The 18,294-nt window shown below is 67.6% G+C and carries 10 protein-coding genes; 1 reads left to right on the forward strand and 9 read right to left on the reverse strand.

Going from position 1 to position 18,294, the window contains the following annotated elements; translation table 11 throughout:
* Positions 1-239: 239 nt before the first annotated feature.
* From GGQ59_RS00165 to GGQ59_RS00200, 8 genes are all read right to left on the reverse strand, one after another.
* A complete protein-coding gene (locus GGQ59_RS00165; protein ID WP_183814717.1) occupies positions 240-1,475 on the reverse strand; it encodes a tyrosine-type recombinase/integrase in 1,236 nt (411 codons plus the stop codon).
* 747 nt (positions 1,476-2,222) lie between these two features.
* Positions 2,223-4,403 (reverse strand): xanthine dehydrogenase family protein molybdopterin-binding subunit, encoded by a 2,181-nt coding sequence (locus GGQ59_RS00170; protein WP_183814719.1) that lies wholly within the window; start codon positions 4,401-4,403, stop codon positions 2,223-2,225.
* A 9-nt stretch (positions 4,404-4,412) separates the two neighbouring features.
* Entirely contained in the window at positions 4,413-5,363 is a 951-nt protein-coding gene (locus GGQ59_RS00175) for an FAD binding domain-containing protein (protein ID WP_183814721.1), read from the reverse strand.
* The gene (gene paoA, locus GGQ59_RS00180; RefSeq protein ID WP_183814723.1) at positions 5,360-5,986 is read right to left on the reverse strand and encodes an aldehyde dehydrogenase iron-sulfur subunit PaoA; all 627 of its coding nucleotides are present in this window, start codon (positions 5,984-5,986) and stop codon (positions 5,360-5,362) included. The genes GGQ59_RS00175 and paoA overlap by 4 nt, the downstream gene beginning before the upstream one ends.
* Before the next feature lie 180 nt (positions 5,987-6,166).
* The gene (locus GGQ59_RS00185; protein ID WP_183814725.1) at positions 6,167-7,993 is read right to left on the reverse strand and encodes a TonB-dependent receptor plug domain-containing protein; all 1,827 of its coding nucleotides are present in this window, start codon (positions 7,991-7,993) and stop codon (positions 6,167-6,169) included.
* 70 nt (positions 7,994-8,063) lie between these two features.
* Positions 8,064-11,546 (reverse strand): ThuA domain-containing protein, encoded by a 3,483-nt coding sequence (locus GGQ59_RS00190; protein WP_183814727.1) that lies wholly within the window; start codon positions 11,544-11,546, stop codon positions 8,064-8,066.
* A 124-nt stretch (positions 11,547-11,670) separates the two neighbouring features.
* Positions 11,671-12,729 carry a TIM barrel protein gene (locus GGQ59_RS00195; RefSeq protein WP_183816612.1) on the reverse strand — a complete coding sequence of 353 codons (1,059 nt, stop codon included), beginning with the start codon at positions 12,727-12,729 and terminating at the stop codon, positions 11,671-11,673.
* A gap of 42 nt (positions 12,730-12,771) precedes the next feature.
* Positions 12,772-13,953 carry a Gfo/Idh/MocA family protein gene (locus GGQ59_RS00200; RefSeq protein WP_221400806.1) on the reverse strand — a complete coding sequence of 394 codons (1,182 nt, stop codon included), beginning with the start codon at positions 13,951-13,953 and terminating at the stop codon, positions 12,772-12,774.
* Positions 13,954-14,061: 108 nt separating this feature from the next.
* Between GGQ59_RS00200 and GGQ59_RS00205 the strand changes: the two genes are divergently transcribed.
* The gene (locus GGQ59_RS00205; RefSeq protein ID WP_183814728.1) at positions 14,062-15,339 is read left to right on the forward strand and encodes an MFS transporter; all 1,278 of its coding nucleotides are present in this window, start codon (positions 14,062-14,064) and stop codon (positions 15,337-15,339) included.
* Positions 15,340-15,641: 302 nt separating this feature from the next.
* On the opposite strand, the gene GGQ59_RS00210 is transcribed toward GGQ59_RS00205, so the two are convergent.
* Positions 15,642-18,161: a glycoside hydrolase family 3 protein gene (locus GGQ59_RS00210; RefSeq protein ID WP_183814730.1), complete on the reverse strand. Its 2,520-nt coding sequence runs from the start codon at positions 18,159-18,161 to the stop codon at positions 15,642-15,644.
* Positions 18,162-18,294: the final 133 nt, after the last annotated feature.

An 18,294-nucleotide genomic window follows, 5' to 3' on the forward strand; every position in this document is an offset into this window, starting at 1 on the left:
CCGGCGTTCGCCTCTCGGGGCGGCCTCTGACGTTCTTTAGGCGACCATCGGCCCGTGGCGATAGGCGCTTCTACGCTCGATGCCCCGGAGGGCGCAGAAGCTGCCTCTCGCATGGCTCTTCTCCGAAGTCCCACATCGGCGACGAACGCTCCGTCGACGCGCCCGGAAATGTCCGCTTTTGGATAATTTCTGACATCAAAGAGTTGCTCGGAACGGTGGTTGGCCGAATCGGGGCGAGATCACCGCGTGTTCAACTCCGCAAGGACATACGTCGACCACTGCTCCATCAACGGTCGGCGACGCTCCAGCGCGTCCCCCCGACGATAGGCCAGTTCTACGGCGTTACCGACTTGATGCCCGAGGGCGTGCTCTGCGAGTTCGCGCGGGAAGTTCGTCGTTTCTCCACACCAGTCTCGAAACGTCGAGCGGAAGCCGTGTGCAGTAATCTTCGGATGACCCATTCGGCGAAACAGCGCTCGCCAAACGCTATCGGAGTACGGGCCTGTACCTGACTGGTTGGGAAAGACATACCCAGACGCGTCGGCATCGGAAGGTCGCGATACGCCTTGAACCGCGAGCTGCGCGAGAAGCAGCGTCAGCATGGGCGTGCTCAGGGGGACGCGATGCTCTACGTCGGTTTTCGATCGGTCTTTCGGGATCGTCCAGACACCAGATGACCAATCGACTTCATTCCAGACCATGCCTCGCAACTCGAAAGAACGTACGCAGGTCAATATGAGTAGTTCGAGTGCTCGCGCCGCTGGAGCTGACCGGACACGTAGTTGGACCATGAAGGCGGGAAGCGCCGCATAGGGTAGCGCTTCGTGATGTCGTACAGGCGCGACGCGGGAACGAGCGGGAAGAAGGGCGTTGAGCTGACCCCGCCACGTGGCGGGATTGGCATCCTTCCGGTAGCCTCGCGCAATTGCGTAAGCGAGCACCGCCTCGATCCGGCCCCGCACCCGGTTTGCTGTCTCCGTCTTCTCGTACCAAAGTGGCTCGACCACGCGAAGTACGTGTTCCGTTTCGATGTCGGCAACGTCCATGTCTCCGATGACTGGATACGCGTACGTCGCGAGCGTATTGCGCCACTGCTGGCGGTGCTTAGGATTCTTCCAGGTCGGTTCGTGCGCGTTGATGTAGGCCTGGGCACAATCTGCGAAGCGGCTCGCTCGTGCGGCCTCATTTACCGCTCTCGCTTTCCGAGCCTCACGATCGGCGATTGGATCGGCTCCCAGTGCGATCGACTTTCTGATGGCTAGGGCCTGCTCCCGCGCTTCCGCTAACGATGTCACCGGATATGCACCAAGGCCAACCTCTCGTCGGCGGCCAGCAAAGCTGTAGCGCAACAGCCAGGACTTGCTGAGCCGTCCCGCCCTACCCTGTCGCACTTGTAGGATAACCCCCGAGCCACCGTCGGTATACCGGCCCGGCTCCTTGATCTTCTGCACGCGGATCGCGGTTAGGTTAGTCATGATCAGACCCTCCTCTTCGCCAAGAGGGTTATCGATCCCTACCCACCATTCAACCCACCACCCGATCGGTGGTTAAAGTAGGCAGGGTTTGAACACCTATGGAGCATTCAAGCGTAGCATACCAATCTAAGATACTGATCGTACAACACTTATTAGCTTCTCGGTGAGGCCATTCTAGGTCATCTCTGGCCTGTCACTATCAGGGGTACGAATTCCTTCCTGCCCGCCAGCTTCCGAAACATGCGGCGAACGCGGTCAGTACCACAAATCGCCCGTCGGATCGCACCCGCTTACTGGTCCGATCGTACTGTCTGTCGCCGTTTCTTGGCTGCCGCTGTCGCGGGCGGAATGGATTGGCCTTGGTTTGGGTCGGCCGGCCTCAACAGCGAGCCACCGCCGATGGGACGATCTTCGCCGGCCGCTGGTGTCGAAGGTCGCTCGGGCCGGGGGCCGTTCGGGAACGGGCCCGCTCACCTGCCGGGCCGACAGCGGGTCCACCGACCGGGCGCTCCACCCTCCCCTTTTCCGATGCGGCCCGGGAGTCGTCGTTCACGCGGCGCTTGCGACCGACCGGCCTGCTTGGGCCCGTCGGCTCACTGAGCGTAGATCACGGCCGATCCGGGAACCCTTCGAGGATCCGCCGGGGAAAGAGGCGGCGCGGCGGTTCGCTCATGGCACGACGCCGCGCCCGCTGCCGGCTTTCGCTCGTCGATGGACGAACGATTCGAGGAGCGATGCGCGCGGCGGTCAGACCGTCGGCATTCGAGGCAGCAGCTTCTCCATCGTGATCGGGTAGTCCCGCACACGGATGCCGGTCGCGTTGAAGACCGCGTTCGCGATCGCCGCGCTCGGCCCGCAAATGCCGAGCTCTCCGACGCCGCTCCCCTTCATCGGCGAGGCGAGCGGATCCTCGCCGTCGAGGAAGATCACTTCCTGCTGCGGAATGTCCGCATGCACGGGGACTTCGTACTGCGCTAGGTCGTGGTTCGCGAAGAAGCCGTAGCGCGGATCGACCACCAGCTCCTCCAGGAGAGCCGCGCCGGCCCCCATCGTCATGCCGCCCATCACCTGGTTCTTCGCCGAGGTCGGGTTGAAGATGCGGCCCGCGTCGCAGACCGCCAGCATGCGCCGAAGGCGAATCTCCGCCGTGTAGGCGTTGACGCCGAGTTCGACGAAGTGCGCGCCGAAGGTGAAGTACTCGTGCTCGTCGCCGCGTCCGCCGAAGGTGACCTCGCCGGTCTCGGTCAGAGCGCCCGCTTCGGTCAGGTCGAAGGCCTCGCCCCCGGCGCTGACCCTGCCGTCCGCGAAGGTCGCGGCGTTCGCATCGACGCCGACCGCGTTCGCGATCGCCGTGCGCAGCTGGTTGCAGGCGGCGTAGACGCCCGAGGTCGAGCTCGTCGCGCCCCACTGCCCCCCGGAGCCCGCCGAGACGGGGAAGTTCGAATCGCCGAGGCGGACCTCGACCCGCTCCAGCGGGACGCCCAGCATCTCCGCGGCCGTCTGACCGAGGATCGTGTAGCTGCCCGTGCCGATGTCGGTCATGTCGGTCTCGACCAGCACGCTGCCGTCCCCGCGCAGGCTGACCCGCGCAGCCGAAGTCATGACCGGCGCGCCGCGGATCGCAGAGGCCACCCCCATGCCGACCCACTCGTCGCCGTCACGGACCTTGCCCGGTTCCATCGAGCGCTTGGACCAGCCGAACCGGCTCGCGCCCTCGCGGTAGCAGTCCATCAGCTTGCGGCGCGAGAACGGCTTGCCGCTCTCGGGGTGGACCTGCGTGTCGTTGATCGCGCGAAGCTCGATCGGGTCGAGGCCGAGTTCGTGCGCGAGCTCGTCCATCGCGGCTTCGATCGTCATCGAGCCCGGCGCGTCGCCCGGCGCGCGCATGGCGTTCCCTTCGGGAAGGTCGAGCACGGCGAGCTTGGTGACGGCGAGCCTGTTCGCCGCCGCGTAGGACGGGCGCGTCGCCGCCGGGCTCTGCTCGGCGTCGCCGCCCTCGAGGTTGCCGGACCAGTTCTCGTGCCCGATCGCGAGCAGCTTTCCCTCCTCGCCCGCACCGAGCGTGATCCGCTGGATCGTCGCCGGACGGTGAACCGTGTTGTTGAAGACCAGGGGCCGTTGCAGCGCCACCTTCACCGGCCTGCCCGTCAGCCGCGCGCCGATGGCGGCCAGCACCGCGTCCGCGCGGATGAAGAGCTTACCGCCGAAGCCGCCCCCGATGTAGGGCGAGATCATCCGCACCTTGGACGGGTCGAGGCCGAGCGCGGTGGCGACGCTCTGCTTGCCCCACTCGATCATCTGGTTCGCGGACCAGAGCGTGAGGTTGCCGTCCTCCCAAAGCGCGATGGTGGCGTGCGGCTCCATCATGGCGTGAGCGTGCGCAGGCGTCGTGTAGGTCACGTCGACCTTGACCGGCGCGTTCGCGAAGGCCGTCTCGTAGTCGCCGGTGCGGGTGTCCGCGTCGTCCTTGGGGACGCTCGCCGAGTCCTTGCGCTCGGCGAGCTCGTAGGCGCCGTCCGCCTTCTGGTAGCCGACCTTGATCAGCGAGGCGGCCGCCCTCGCCTGCTCGAAGGTCTCCGCGACGACCATCGCGACGGCCTGGTGGTAGTGGGTGACATCCGGGCCGGCCAGCAGCGGGGCGGTGTTGAAGTCGCTGTTCTTGACCTCGCCCGCGTTCTTGTAGGTCACGACGTCGAGGACGCCTGCGGACTTCTTCGCCGCCGCGACGTCCATCGAGGTGATGCGACCCTTCGCGACGCCGGCCCCGAGGATGTAGCCGTAGGCGAGGTTCGGCGCGACGTCGTTGAACTCGTACGCGTAGGTCGCGGTGCCCGTCGTCTTCGCGGGGCCGTCGATGCGCGGCGTCGGCTTGCCGAGCACGCGCTGCCTGTCGGTCGGGTTCGGGCCTGCGGGCTTCTGGAACTGCATGCTTGGCCCCTATCGTTGCGCGTCGGCCAGAACGGCCGCGATGGCGCGCTCGGCGAGCGGGAGCTTGAAGGCGTTGTCGTCGGTCGGCCGGGCGTCCGCGAACAGCACGTCCGCGACCGCCTTCGAGCCCTTCGGCAGGGCCGCGTCGGCCTCGGGTCGGCGCCACGGCTTGGGCGCGACGCCGCCGAGCGCCACCCGGCCCGTGCCGTCCTCCTGCAGGATCGCGGCGACCGAGACGACGGCGAAGGCGTAGGACGCACGGTCGCGCACCTTGCGGTAGACGTGCTTGCCGCCGACGGGGGGCGGCAGGGTGACGGCCGTGATCAGCTCGCCAGGCCGAAGCGCGAACTCCTTCACCGGCGGCTCCTCGTCCGGCAAGAGGTGGAAAGCCTCGATCGGGATCGACCGCGCGCCCTTGGGGCCCAGCACCTCCACCTCCGCGTCGAGCACGCGCATGGCGACGTTCATGTCGCTGGGGTTCTGCGCGATGCAGGCGTCCGTCGTGCCGACGACCGCGAGCATCCGGCTGTGCCCTTCGAGCGCGGCGCAGCCGCTGCCCGCTTCGCGCCGGTTGCACGGCATGTTGGTGTCGTAGAAGTACGGGCAGCGGGTCTGCTGCAGGAGGTTGCCGCCGGTCGTCGCCTTGTTGCGCAGCTGACCCGTCGCGCCGGCGACGATCGCCCGGGTCAGGACGCCGTAGTCGCGCCGGACCCGCTCGTCCCCGGCCAGCGCCGTGTTGGTGACCAGAGCGCCGATGCGCAGGCCGCCCTCGTCCGTCTCCTCGATCTTCTTGAGGCCGATCCGGTTCACGTCGATCAAGTGGGCGGGGCGCTCGATCTCGAGCTTCATCAGGTCGAGGAGGTTCGTGCCGCCGGCGATGTAGCGGGCGCCGCGCGCCCGTTGATACGCCTTGACGGCGGCCTCGGGGCTGTCCGGGCGCTCGTAGGTGAAGGACTTCATGCCCGCGCTCCTTCGACTTCGGTGATCGCCGCCAGGATGTTCGGATAGGCCGCGCACCGGCAGATGTTGCCGCTCATGCGCTCCTTGATCTCGGCTTCGCTCGCCTGCGGCCGCGCGGTCAGGTCCGGCGTGACGTGGCTGGGCATGCCCGCCTCGATCTCATCGAGCATCGCGACGGCGGAGCAGATCTGGCCGGGCGTGCAGTAGCCGCACTGGTAGCCGTCATGCTTGACGAAAGCGGCCTGCATCGCGTGCGGGTCGTCCGGCGTGCCCAGCCCCTCGATCGTCGTGACCTCGTCGCCGTCATGCATGACCGCGAGCGTCAGGCAGGAGTTGATGCGCTCGCCATTGACCATCACCGTGCAGGCGCCGCACTGGCCGTGGTCGCAGCCCTTCTTGGTGCCCGTCAGGTGCATGTGCTCACGCAGGGCGTCGAGCAGCGAGGTGCGGTTGTCGAGTTCGAGCGTCCGCTCCTCGCCGTTCACGGTCAGCCTCACCGACCCGTCGCGTTGAGGCGGCGCCGCGTCGGCGGACCATCCGCCGAGGCCGGCGATCAGCGCAGCGGAGGCGGAGCCGATCAGGAGTTCTCTTCGCGAGACGTCGAAGGTGAGGTTTGTCGGCATAGCGGGCTCCGGAGAGGGGCGGCCGGACGGCCCCCCCGTCTGTCGTCTGTGCGGGCAAGCTAACAGGCTCTGGCGGGGCGGTGCCGGGAAAAGGCTGCGTTCCCGCTCAACTCCGCGTGACAATGCCCTTCAGACCGGCGCCCTCGCGCGTGCGGCGCCTGAAGCGCACTCGGCGAGAGCTCAGTAAGCGAAGTCGAGGCGCACCCCCACGCGGCGTCCGTAAGGAGAGAAGCCCGGGGCGGCCTCGTTCTCGCTCGCGAACACGTCGTCCCCCGTCAACGCGAGGACGAGACCCTCGCTCACTACCACGCCGAGGTAGCCGTCGAGGCGCGAAGAGCCGTCCAGCGTCGCAACGCCCGTCGGAACGGAGGAGGCATCGATCTTGCTACGGATCTTATAGCTGGCGTAGGCCTTGAAGCGGTCGCTCGCCCAACGCCAGCTCGCGCCGGCCCGCCAGTCGGGCCGCGCCAGGAGGGCACCTTCGGGCGCGTCGACGTCGAGAAGGGTCGCGAACACCGCCACCTCGTGCCGACCGAGCGGCTGGGTCAAGGTACCTTCGACGCCGGTGATCTCGACGGAGTCCCGGTTGACCTGTGAGAACGTCTCCCAATCGAAGTCGATGATGTTCCTGTAGCGGGTATGGTGGACCGACAGCGCGGCGTCTCCCCCGCCGGGCAGCGCCGACCGGAGCCCGGCCTCGCCGCTGACGCTCCGCTCGTCCTCGAGGTCAGGATTACCGACGAGCGGATCGCTCAACGCGAAGAAGCTCGGTGCCTTGAAGCCGTTGCCGACGTTCGCGAACAACTCCGTGTCCGTGCCGATCGCGACGGGCACGGTGATGCCCGCGCGCGCGGTCGGTACGAGCTGGCCGCCCTCCACGTGGTCCGCCCTGACCCCGAGGTAGACGCTGGCGCCATCCGCGCCTCGCGGTTCCCGGCGGGCCTCGGCGAAGACAGAGGGCGTCGTCCGCTCCTGCGAGAAGCCGACCGGCAGCGGTCCGCCATAGTCGAGGGTCCCCTCCACGTCGCCGTCCTCATGTGTGACCTCCGCGCCGACAAGGCCCTGCCATTGCGCACGCAGCTGGGTCCTCACGGTCGCGACGCCGGAGAAGCGTTGGTAGGTGCTGTCGGTCGTCCCGGCGGGGACTTGAGGCGGCACCGCCGGACTGACGCGGTCGTCGCTGCGCCGGAGGTAGGACAGCGCGAAGGAGGGCGTCCAAGCCCGCTCGTCACCCACATAGCGCAACGAGGCGGTGGTGAGGTTGGCCTCGCTCTCTTCCAGGTCCGGGGAAGCGGCAAGGCGGTCCCCGCCGCTGGCATCGGGGAACACTTCGCGTTCGGTGCGTCCATGCCGGACCGACGCGGTGACTTGGCCCGCAGCGAGGGCACCGGTCATCTTCGCGCCGAGCGAGGCGCGCGAGGCCCCCTGCCCCCCAGGCAGGTCGCCCTGATCGAAGGCGGTCGCCGTGAGCCTGAGACCGATCGCTTCCGAACGCAGCGGCGACCATCCGACGTTGCCGCCGATAAGGCCGCCCTCGGCCGCTCGAACCCGCGCGGCGAAGGTGGGGGCGGTGAGCGGGTCCTCGGTCTCCAGCGCGACGTGCCCGGACAAGGCGGCGCTGCCTTGCAACACCGATACGGCCCCCTTGCGCAGGACGGCGTTCCCGACCTCGAAGGGCGCGATCGCCGACAGATCGACCGCGCCGCCGCGATTGTCCGTGACGTCGTTGAGTTGAACCCCGTCGAGGGAAACGGCCGCGAAGTTCGAGTCGCCGCCGCGAAGGAAGAGTTCGGTGCGGGCGGCGGGTCCGTTCGTGATGACCTCGACGCTGGGCGAGTTCGTGAGCGCCGCTGCGACGTCCGGAGAGAAGGCGAAACGGGACGGGTCGATCCGTTCGATCGCGAGGGCGGTGTCGTCGACGAGGCGTTCGCCGAGGACGACGATGGTGTCGTCCTTGGGCACAGCCGCCCCTTGCGCGAGGGCCATGACGATGGTCGCGGTCAGCATGATGATACTCGTGATAGGTCAAAGGCTGGAAGAGGCGGACGCTGACGGCGTCCGCCTTGGGGAAGTGGCCTCAGCGGAGCGGCTCGAACACCGCCTCGGTGAGCGCCAGCCGGCTTTCCTGATCGTTTCCATCGGCCGGACGCACGCGCAGGAAGAGCGGGGTCATGCCCGCGGCGCCATCGCCGAAGGACAGCTCGGCCGTGCCCCGCGCTTCGCCGCCGTCATCGGGCAGCGTCACGGGCGCTTGCGCCAGGACGTCGCCGTCCGCGCTGCCGGAGAGGAGTTCGAGGACCACGTCGCCACCCGGCCAGTACGCGCCGTCGAAAGCCCATTGAAGGCCGATGCCGCCAAGGCCCGTCAAGTCGTAGGTCCCGAGCGGCATCGCGCCGCCCCCGGCCGTCATCGACACCATCTCGAGGTCGCCATATTCGAGCGCCTCGGCGCCGTCGACCGGCTCCTCCGCTCCGTCGAGGAGACCGTAAAGGCCCACCTTGTTGCTCCGCAGGCGAACCTCGTCGCGACCGACGAGCGGCGGGGCCTCGCCCGACCCGCCATCAGTGTAAGACGCGATCACGCTTACGTACTGGTCGGGTTCGTCGAGGAACTGGCTCGCCGACACCGTGCCTTCGGCGGGCAAGCTCGTGCCGTCCGTCTTGAGGCTCAGGACGAAGTCGACCATCTCTTCGCGAACGGATTCATCGAGGAAGTCGAAGGCCGGCATGGCCCGATCGCCCCACTTCCCGGAGCTGCCTTCCGCCAGGGTGGTCAGCAGCGTCTTCCGACCGTCGGCCTCGCCGCCATAGCGTTGGGCCACCTCGGTGTAAGCAGGCCCGATCGAGGAGGCCGCGATCTGGTGGCAGCCCGAGCACGAGTTCTCGTCGAACAGCTCGGGTAGTTCGGTCGGGGCGGCGCCCGACGCTTCGGCAGCCGCGAGGTGGCCAAGCACGACCGGTGCCGGCGGGCCGTCGACCGACGCCTTGGCCGCAACGACGTTTATCCTGTCACGAACGGCCGTGCCGTCCTCCGCGTCCGTCACTTCGACGCGGTAGGCGACTTCCTCGCGGCCAGGCCAGAAGAAGCTGCGGTTGCCGTCAATCGCGAGCGTGACCTGCGGCGGTTCGTTGCCGGAATCGACGCCGACGGCGTCGTAGCTGACCGCGCCCTGCGCATCGGTGGCACGCGCGATGACGAGGTGATGGCCCGGCTTGCTGAGAGAGAGTTCCGCCTGCATCCCCTGTGCCGCGGCGTTCGCGAAAAGGCGCGGGTAGTCCGCAGGCGATGCGTCGCGCTCGGCAGGCACGACGGCCCATGCGAGGCTGAAATCGTCGCCGTCCGGATCGGTCGACCCTTCGGCGCTCGCCTTGATCGCGAGCGGCAGCGCCCCTGCGGTCCGGTCGAGCGAGAGGGTGAGTTGCGGCGCTCGATTGCCGTCGCCCAGGTAGCGCACGCGGCTGAGCCGGGCATCGTCGTTCCCGGTGAACCACCGCGTGCCGTATTCGAGCACGTAGAGAGCGCCGTCGGGGCCGAACTCGAGGTCGAGCGGCGAGGCCAGCTTCGTGTCCTCGGCGATCGGCATGATCTGTTCGGCGAAGCCGGCCTCGTCGATCGTGACTGCCTTCAGGTAGCGACGCATGAAGTCGCTGATGATCAGCTTGCCGTCGAAGTAGGCAGGCCACGCGCCTTCCCCGGCGTCGGCGGGACGCCGGTACACCCCGGCGACGAGTGCGTTTCGGCCGCCCGCGCCCATCTCGGGAAACGTTTCGGACACGGCGTAAGGATACCAGATCAGTGCCGGATGCGCCGGCGGCAGGGTGCGCGCGCCGGTGTTGCGCGGCGAGCTGTTGATCGGCGCCTGCGGGTCGTAGAGCGCGTTCGGATACGGGGCCTCGCCCTCGGGCCGGCGGTAGGGACGGCTGTCTCCGACGAAGAACGGCCAGCCGAAGTTACCCGCCGCATCGGCGCGGTTGACCTCGTCGTAGCCACGCGGCCCGGCTTCCGTGTCGGTCTGCGCGTCCGGGCCGACATCGCCGAAGAAGAGCGTCCCAGTCTCTGCGTCGAAGCCGACGGTGTAGGGATTGCGCACGCCCATGACGTAGATTTCCGGACGCCCCTCCTCGCCCTCGACGAAGAGGTTGCCCTCCGGAACCTCGTAGCTGCCGTCCGGCGACGGAGCGATGCGCAGGATCTTACCCCTCAGATCCATCGTGTTGCCCGCGGAGCGCCGGGCGTCTTGTTCCGGCACGTCCTCGGAGAGCGGCGCGAGGCCGTCTATCTCGAACGGGTTCGAGTTGTCGCCGACCGCGATGTAGAGGTAGCCGTCGGGGCCGAAGCGCACGGCGCCGCCCGTATGGCAGCAGTTGGGATCGGACGGGATGTCGAGAAGCGTGTTCGCCGCGGCGAAGTCGAACGTCCCACCCTCGACGGGGACGTACGCAACGCGCTGCAGGATCTGTTCCCCCTCGAGGACGTCGTACATCATGTAGGCGCCTTCCAGGGGCCCGGCGCGATCGTACGGCACGCCCGCGATGGCGAGCAGGCCGAACTCGCTGTTTCCCTCTCCGGTGAAAACGTCCGCCTCGCCGACGATCGAGACGCCCTCGCCTTCGCGCCAGAGCTTCACCTTGCCGGGGCGTTCAACGAACAGGATCGAACCGTCGGGCATGACGTCGAGGCTGACGGGCTCGTCGAGCGGTTCGATCAGCACGTCCTTGGCGAAGCGGTCGGGATCGGGGCGACCGTCGAGAAACGCCCGCCGATCGCGGTCGCCGACCGCCCAGCTCAACCCGTCGATGACGTGGTTGCGGAAGAGATCGTCCGAGAACGTTTCGTTCTTGTGGCCGAAATTCGTGTAGAAGACGCGGCCGCCGTCGTACTCGTGCGCCCAGGCGATCCGCTCCATGCCCTCGGCCGTCGCGCCGATGTAGCTGTCGCGGTCGATGAAGAGGATGGGCGTCGTCGTCTCGTCCAGGTTGTTGAAGTCGTACCACTCGTCGACGTACTCGAACGATTCCGGCAGGCTCTTGCCGGCCTCGCCCGCGTTCTCGCCCTTGAAGAAGCGTGCGTTCTGCACGTTGCTCGGGTTCATCGGGTGGGCTTCGAACGTCCCCCCGATCATCCCGACATACCAGGGCCACGTGCCGCCCCACTCGGTATCGGACGCTGCGTGGATGCCGACGAAACCGCCGCCCGATTGGATGAACCGCTCGAAGACGCGCTGCTGCGCATCGTTCAGGATATCGCCGGTCGTGTTGAGGAAGACGACCGCGTCGAAGCCTTCGATGCCGCGATCGGTGAAGACGCCGGCATCCTCGGTGGTGACCACCTCGAAGCCGTTCTCCTCGCCCAGCTCCCGAAGCATCTGCTGGCCGACCTCGATCGAATCGTGCCGAAAGCCCGCGGTCTTGGAGAAGACGAGCACGCAGGCGCCTTCGAGCGCCCGATTGGCCGGCGCCTCGGTCGCCCCGGCTTGCGCTGCCGCCGCCCGGCCAGTGGCCTCTACGTCGTTCTCGCCGCCGCAGGACGCGACGGCCAAGGCCGCCAGACCGAACGCCACAACGGCGCACCCACGCGAACTCTTCAAGCTGCGGACCATCTGTTCATCCACCCTGATCGCCTTGACGGCGTTGTTGTTATCTCAATTGCCTAGCCGACGGGCCGGAGCTTGTCATGTCGCGCCGTTACCTGTCCAAGCCGAGGATTTGGCGGTTCGCCCCTTCGTCCGTGCCCGATCCGGCGAAGTCGTCGAAGGCGCCCTTGGCGGGCTCGATGATGTGCTCCGCGACGAACTTCGCGCCTTCGATCGCGCCCTGCTTGGGGTCCTTCAAGCAGCACTCCCACTCGACCACGGCCCAGCCGTCGAAGCCGTAATGGGTGAGCTTCGAGAAGATCGCGCGGAAGTCGATCATGCCGTCGCCCAAAGAGCGGAACCGGCCCGCGCGGTCGCGCCAGTCCGCGTAGCCGCCGTAGACGCCGGTGCGTCCGTCAGGCCGGAACTCCGCGTCCTTGACGTGGAACATCTTGATTCGTTCATGGTACAGATCGATGTAGTGTAGGTAGTCGAGCTGCTGCAGCATGAAGTGCGACGGGTCGTAGAGTATGTTGCAGCGGGGATGGCCGCCAACCGCGTCCAAGAACCGCTCGAAGGTCGCCCCGTCGTGAAGATCCTCGCCCGGATGGACTTCGTAGCAGAGGTCGACGCCGTTCTCGTCGAACACATCGAGGATCGGACGCCACCGCCGGGCGAGCTCCGCGAAGGCCTCGTCGACGAGGCCGGCCGAACGCTGTGGCCAGGGGTACATGTAAGGCCAGGCCAGCGCGCCGGAGAAGGTCGCGTGCTCGGTGACGCCGAGGCGGCGGCTCGCTTGGGCGGCGAGCTTCAGCTGCTCGATCGCCCATTCCGTTCTGGCGGCGGGGTTGCCGTGCAGCTTCGCCGGCGCGAACGCGTCGAAGAGCGCGTCGTAGGCCGGATGAACCGCGACGAGCTGCCCGTGCAGGTGGCTGGCGAGCTCGGTCAGCGCGACCCCCGCCTCTTCGCAGACGCCGCGCACCTCGTCGGCGTAGGTCTGGCTCTCGGCGGCTTTGGCGACGTCGAAGTAGTGCGGGTCGTTGGTCGGAATCTGAACGCCCTTGTATCCCGCCCCCGCCATCCACGAGCAGGCGTTCGGCAAGGTATCAAACGGCGCCTCATCCGAAAGGAATTGGATGAGGTAGATCGCGGGGCCCTTAATGCGTCCCATCGGCTTTGCCATGACGTTTCCTCTCGTCGTTATCGTCGCACTTCAGTCGAGGTAGGATTGTTCGGTATCGATCTTCGTCCAGGACTCCCTTCGGCTCGAGCGCAGCGACGCATCGAGGAACGCCATGCCGCGCACGCCGTCCTCGATGCCTGGCAACGCCGATGACCTTGTGCCCGTTCGGACGGCGTCCGCGAAGAGGTCGTAAAGGTTTGCAAAGGCCTCGAGGTAGCCTTCGGGGTGGCCCATCGGCGTCCGGCAGCGCGCGCTCGCCAGCTCGCTCAAATACCCACCGCCGGCGCGCAGCCTCTGATGGGGGGCAGCCGTCGGCATCAGCCAAAGCGTGTTCGGCTCCTCCTGTGCCCAGCGAAGCCCCGCCTTGTCGCCGAAGACTTCGATCCTGAGCCCGTTCTCCTCGCCCGGCGAGACCTGGCTCGCCAGAAGGACGCCGCGGGCGCCGTTCTCGAAGCGAAGAAGGGCCGCACCGTCGTCTTCCAGGCGGCGGCCTTCCACATGCGCGGTCAGGTCCGCGCAGAGCTCGCTCACCCGCACGCCGGCGATGGTCTCCGCGAGGTTGAAGGCGTGCGTGCCGATGTCGCCGAAGCAACCCGAGGGGCCCGACAAGGCCGGATCGGTGCGCCATGAGGCCTGCTTTTGCCCCTCCCCTTCGACGGGGTCGGTCAGCCACTCTTGCGGGTACTGCACGACGATGCGGCGGACCTCGCCGAGCTCACCCCGCGCGACGCGATCGATCGCCTCGGCGACCATGGGGTAGCCCAGATAGGTGTGCGTGAGCGCGTAGACGCCGGGGGCCGCGCCGACCGCTGCGCGCAGCTCGATCGCCTCGTCCAGCGTACGCGTGGCGGGCTTGTCCGAGATGACGTGGAAACCCGCCTCGAGCGCCGCCTTCGAGACCGGTAGATGCATGTGGTTCGGGGTGACGACCGCCACCGCCTCCATCCGCTCCTCAGGCGGCAAGGCGAGCTCGCGCTCGATCATCGCCTCGTAGGAGGGGTAGCTGCGGGCTTCGGGCAGACGCAGCATCCGGCCCGACCGACGCGCCCGGTCCGGATCGCTCGACAACGCGCCGCAGACCAAAGCGAATCGTCCGCTGATCCGCATCGCCAGCCGATGCACCTCTCCGATAAAGGCCCCTTCGCCGCCGCCCACCATGCCGATGCGCACGAGCGGTTGCGGCCCCTGCTGCGTCTCGTGCGTTTCGATCATGGCGTTCTCCCTTACAGTAGACTAATGTTCTAGCGTTCGCGCCGACACAATGACCAATAAACACGACCGCGGCTACGCATCGCGGCAGATCGGCGGCAGGGAGATGAAATGGTAGACGTAGCTACGGGTACGGCAGGCGGGTATCAGGCCACGGAGCGCCCGAACCGCCTCTTCGTCATGGCTTGCCTTTCGCTGGTTGTCACGGCGATGACCTTCGCGATCAGAGCGGGCATCCTCGTGCAGCTCGGCGACGAGTTCGCGCTTTCGGGCACGCAGCTCGGCTGGGTCAACGCGATGGCGTTTCTCGGCTTCCCGGTCGCGATGATGGTCGGCGGCCTCGTCTACAACGCCGTGGGGCCGAAGAGACTGTTGATGGTCGCCTTCGTCGGCCATGTCATAGGCCTCGTCCTGACGATATTGGCGACGGGCTTTTGGGGCCTCATCGTCTCGACCTTCTTCATCGGCTTCGCGAACGGCGCCGTCGAAGCGGCCTGCAATCCGATGATCGCGGACGTCTATCACCGCAACAAGACCACCATGCTGAACCGCTTCCACGTCTGGTTCCCCGGCGGCATCGTCATCGGCGCGCTCATCTCCTTCGCCATGACCCGCATGGGCCTCGGCTGGCAATCGCAGATCGGCATCATGCTCATCCCGACCGCCGCGTACGGCTACATGCTCTTTACGCAAACGTTCCCGCCGACGCGGCACACCGAGACCTCGACCGTCGCGAACCTCAAGGCGCTCCTCAGCCCGCTCTTCATCGTCATGATCATCTTGATGACCATGACCGCGACGACGGAACTCGGCACCGGGCAGTGGATCGAGCGGATCCTCGCGGGCGTCGGGGCGTCGGGCCTTCTCGTCCTCGCGCTGACCAACACCATCATGGCAGGCGGCCGGTTCTTCGCGGGGCCCGTCATCCACCGGCTGAACCCGGTGGGCGTGCTTCTGGCCTCGGCCGCGCTCTCCGCGCTCGGCCTGTTCCTCTTCACGCAGACCTCGGGACCTGCGGTGTACCTGGCGGCGATCGTCTTCGCCTTCGGCGTCACCTACTTCTGGCCGACCATGATCGGCTTCGTCGGCGAGTACCTGCCCCGCACGGGCGCGGTCGGCATGTCGCTGATGGGCGGCGCGGGCATGTTCGGGGTCAGCATTTGGAACCCCGTGATCGGCGGCTGGCTCGACGGCGCGCGCGAAAGCGCCGTCTCGGGCGGCCTGTCGGGCATGGAGGCGGACGTGGCGGCAGGCCAGGCCGTGCTCGGACGCCTCGTCGTGTTTCCCATACTGCTCGTCGTCGCGTTCAGCATCCTCTACCTCGCGAGGCTCAAACGCCCGGAACACGCCGCCGAAGCGCCACCGGTCGGCGTCGCGCCGATCCGCTGAGGCACGGCGAGGAGGCCTTCTTGCCGACGTAGCGACCGCAGGCCCGGGGCGGCCCATACCGTCCGTCGCCATTCTTCTGCGCGAGGAGCGGTACGGCGGGTTGGTCTTCGTCGTCGCTTGCCCGCTCCTCGTCGACGCGATGTCCAGATCGCGTCGCCCCTGCCCGCATGGGCGACTGGCGGCGCTGGAAAGGGACCGGGGTCGGCGCGCATCGTAAGGAAGATCGCTCACGACCGAGGCGGGTCAGCCTGGAGTCTCCCGTCGCCGCAGGCCGTCCTACCGGGTAGGTCGAATCCGGACAGTCATGGTGTCTCCTGTCCTGACCGAGAGGGGCACGCATCGCCGGCGGCCCCTTTCATTAGGGCGACGTCCGAGAGAGCGAGGGTCATGGGGCCTTCGGCGTGCAGGCGCATGGCGGCGGTCACAGCCGAAAGGTCCGCACCGGCAGTCTCGAAGCACCGCAGCGGCACGCGCAACGTCGTCCAGTCACTCGGAACGGCGGCGAGCATGTCGGTGACGTCTATCGTAGCGAGCTCGGTGCCGCCGAGCCCGAGAAGGACACTACCCGAGGGCTTCTGGTCGGCGCGCAGTTCGATGACCAACGACGCCTCGCTATCGCCGCTCAGATCGACCGGCCGGTCCGTCAGTAGTTCGACCCAGGCGGCGCCAGTGCCGGACCAGCGTGCGAGCCAGGCGTCCTCCTGCCGGTCCCGATCGATCGACCGCAGGGTCAGCGACTCACTGCCATAGGTCGCGACGCGCTTGCCCACCGCGGCGATCTTCGGCGCCTGCTCGTCGCCTATCGAGAGCGCGAAGCCGTTCGCGCCCCGCCCGTCGGCGAGGAAGACGCCGGGCGGCGCGGCCTCCGTAGCGGACTTCGTCTCCTCGAGCGTCCCGACCATCATGTCGTCGCCGTAGCGAAGGCCGTACCCATAGGCGAACTGCGGATCGTATCCGTCATCCCCGACGTTCAAGGGCCCCTGGTCTGGCCTCCTTGGCCAGGAGAAGGACAGCTTGCCGGTGAAGTCGAAATCCGCGGCGCCGCCTGGTTTGGCGAGGAGCACGTCCGCGATCCCGGCGCCCTCGCTGCCCGGCAGCCATGCGGCGACGAAGGCGTCCGCCGCGTTGATGTGCGGGTTGACGTAGAGCGGCCTGCCGGAGATCAGAACGGCGGCGGTGGGCACGCCCTCTTCGCGGAGCTCGAGGAGCATGCGCAAGCTCTCCTCGTTCTCCGTGCGCAGGGCGAGGTCCGCTCGATCCCCCTGGTATTCTGCGTAAGGATCTTCGCCGAAGACGACGATCGCTGCGTCGGGCTTGTTCTCGAACCGCCCGTCCGGACTGAGGATGGCGGTTCCGCCCGCCGCCTCGACCTTGTCCCGCAACCCCGCCCAGATCGATGTCGCGCCGGGAAAGTCCGCGTTCGTGTTGTCGTCGCCTTGCCAGCTCAAGGTCCAGCCGCCGCTCGCCTTGCCGATGTCATCCGCCCCGGCCCCTGCAACGAGCAGGCGCCTCGTCGGGTCGATGGGCAAGAGCCCCGCGTCATTCTTGAGGAGCACCAGGGACTTGCGAACCGCTTCGCGAGCGATCGCGCGATGGGCCAGCGCGCCGAGTATGTCCTCATCTCCGGCATGCGGGCGTTTCGACGGCAGACCCTGCTCGAAGATCCCAGCCCGGAACTTGACGCGTAGGATCCGCCTCACCGCGTCGTCCAGCCGTTCCATCGGGATCGTGCCGTCTTGCACCTGAGCGACAAGGTTGCCGTGCAGTTCCTTCCAGTCCTCGGGCACGTTGAACATGTCGAGCCCGGCGTTGAACGCGATCGGGCAGTCTCCATTGGTGCAGCCCGGAATCTGTCCATGCGCGTTCCAGTCGCCGAACAGGATGCCGTCGAAGCCGAAGCGTCCCTTCAGGACGTGCGTTAGAAGCCCCTCGCTCGCATGAAGCTTCGTGCCCTGCCAGCTCGAGAAGCTCGCCATGACGGACTGGACCCCGGCCGAGACGGCTGGCGGATAGCCAGCCCCCGCCACGTCGCGCAGCCGCTCTTCCGACGCCAGATTGTCGCCCTGGTCCCGCCCGCCGTCCGTGCCGCCGTCGCCGAGGTAGTGCTTCGCCGTCGCCACGACGTGGTCTTGGTCGAGGAACGTCTCCCCTTCCCCCTGAAGCCCCCGGACCATGGCATCCGCGTAGAGCGCGACGAGATCGGGGGCCTCGGCGTAGCTCTCATAGGTCCGCCCCCACCGGTCGTCCCGCGCGACGGCCAAGGTCGGCGCGAAGGACCAGTCCATCCCGAGCGCCCGCACTTCCCGCGCGGTCGCTTCGCCGATGCGCCGAATGAGGTCCGGATCGCGGGCGGCGCCGAGGCCGATGTTGTGCGGAAACAACGTCGCGCCGTAGACGTTGTTGTGGCCGTGCACGGCGTCTGTCGCCCACATCATTGGAATACGGACATGCCCGTCCTCCCGGTCGACCGACGCGCGCCAATAGGCGTCGATCTTCTCGAGCCAGTCTGCAGGGGATGCATGTTTGTTGCCGTCCGGCACCGAGCCGCCACCGTTCTCGACGCTGCCGATATGATAGGTCCGCACGTCGTCGGGGGTGACGGACTTCATCTCCGGCTGGATGACCTGACCGACCTTCTCCTCGATGCTCATGCGGGCGAGGAGGTCGTCGATCCGGCGTTCCGCCGCCGGGTCCGGCGGCACGACGCTGCTCGCGACGGGCCAGATCTCGGGATGGATAGGAGGCTCGGCAGCTAGCGATGCGAGACCGGTCGAAAGAAGAAGCAACCCGACGCCGAAGCCGAGAGCACGCCCTACAAACATACGTTTCCTCTTGCCGGGCGGGTGGTCCCGCCTCTTCGTGCAAGGGCTTACCACGCAACGGCGATCAGCATAGCTTCGGGCTCAGCGGCGAGTCGCGCGCTGCGCTCCGCTCGTCGTCCTAGGCGAACCGGAA

Source organism: Parvularcula dongshanensis, assembly GCF_014199615.1.
Classification (GTDB): domain Bacteria; phylum Pseudomonadota; class Alphaproteobacteria; order Caulobacterales; family Parvularculaceae; genus Parvularcula; species Parvularcula dongshanensis.

Coding starts and splice junctions, on each gene's coding strand:
- GGQ59_RS00165 (WP_183814717.1), bottom strand. CDS start 1,475: ATGACTAACCTAACCGCGATCCGCGTGCAGAAGATCAAGGAGCCGGGC.
- GGQ59_RS00170 (WP_183814719.1), bottom strand. CDS start 4,403: ATGCAGTTCCAGAAGCCCGCAGGCCCGAACCCGACCGACAGGCAGCGC.
- GGQ59_RS00175 (WP_183814721.1), bottom strand. CDS start 5,363: ATGAAGTCCTTCACCTACGAGCGCCCGGACAGCCCCGAGGCCGCCGTC.
- paoA (WP_183814723.1), bottom strand. CDS start 5,986: ATGCCGACAAACCTCACCTTCGACGTCTCGCGAAGAGAACTCCTGATC.
- GGQ59_RS00185 (WP_183814725.1), bottom strand. CDS start 7,993: ATGCTGACCGCGACCATCGTCATGGCCCTCGCGCAAGGGGCGGCTGTG.
- GGQ59_RS00195 (WP_183816612.1), bottom strand. CDS start 12,729: ATGGGACGCATTAAGGGCCCCGCGATCTACCTCATCCAATTCCTTTCG.
- GGQ59_RS00200 (WP_221400806.1), bottom strand. CDS start 13,953: ATGATCGAAACGCACGAGACGCAGCAGGGGCCGCAACCGCTCGTGCGC.
- GGQ59_RS00205 (WP_183814728.1), top strand. CDS start 14,062: ATGGTAGACGTAGCTACGGGTACGGCAGGCGGGTATCAGGCCACGGAG.
- GGQ59_RS00210 (WP_183814730.1), bottom strand. CDS start 18,161: ATGTTTGTAGGGCGTGCTCTCGGCTTCGGCGTCGGGTTGCTTCTTCTT.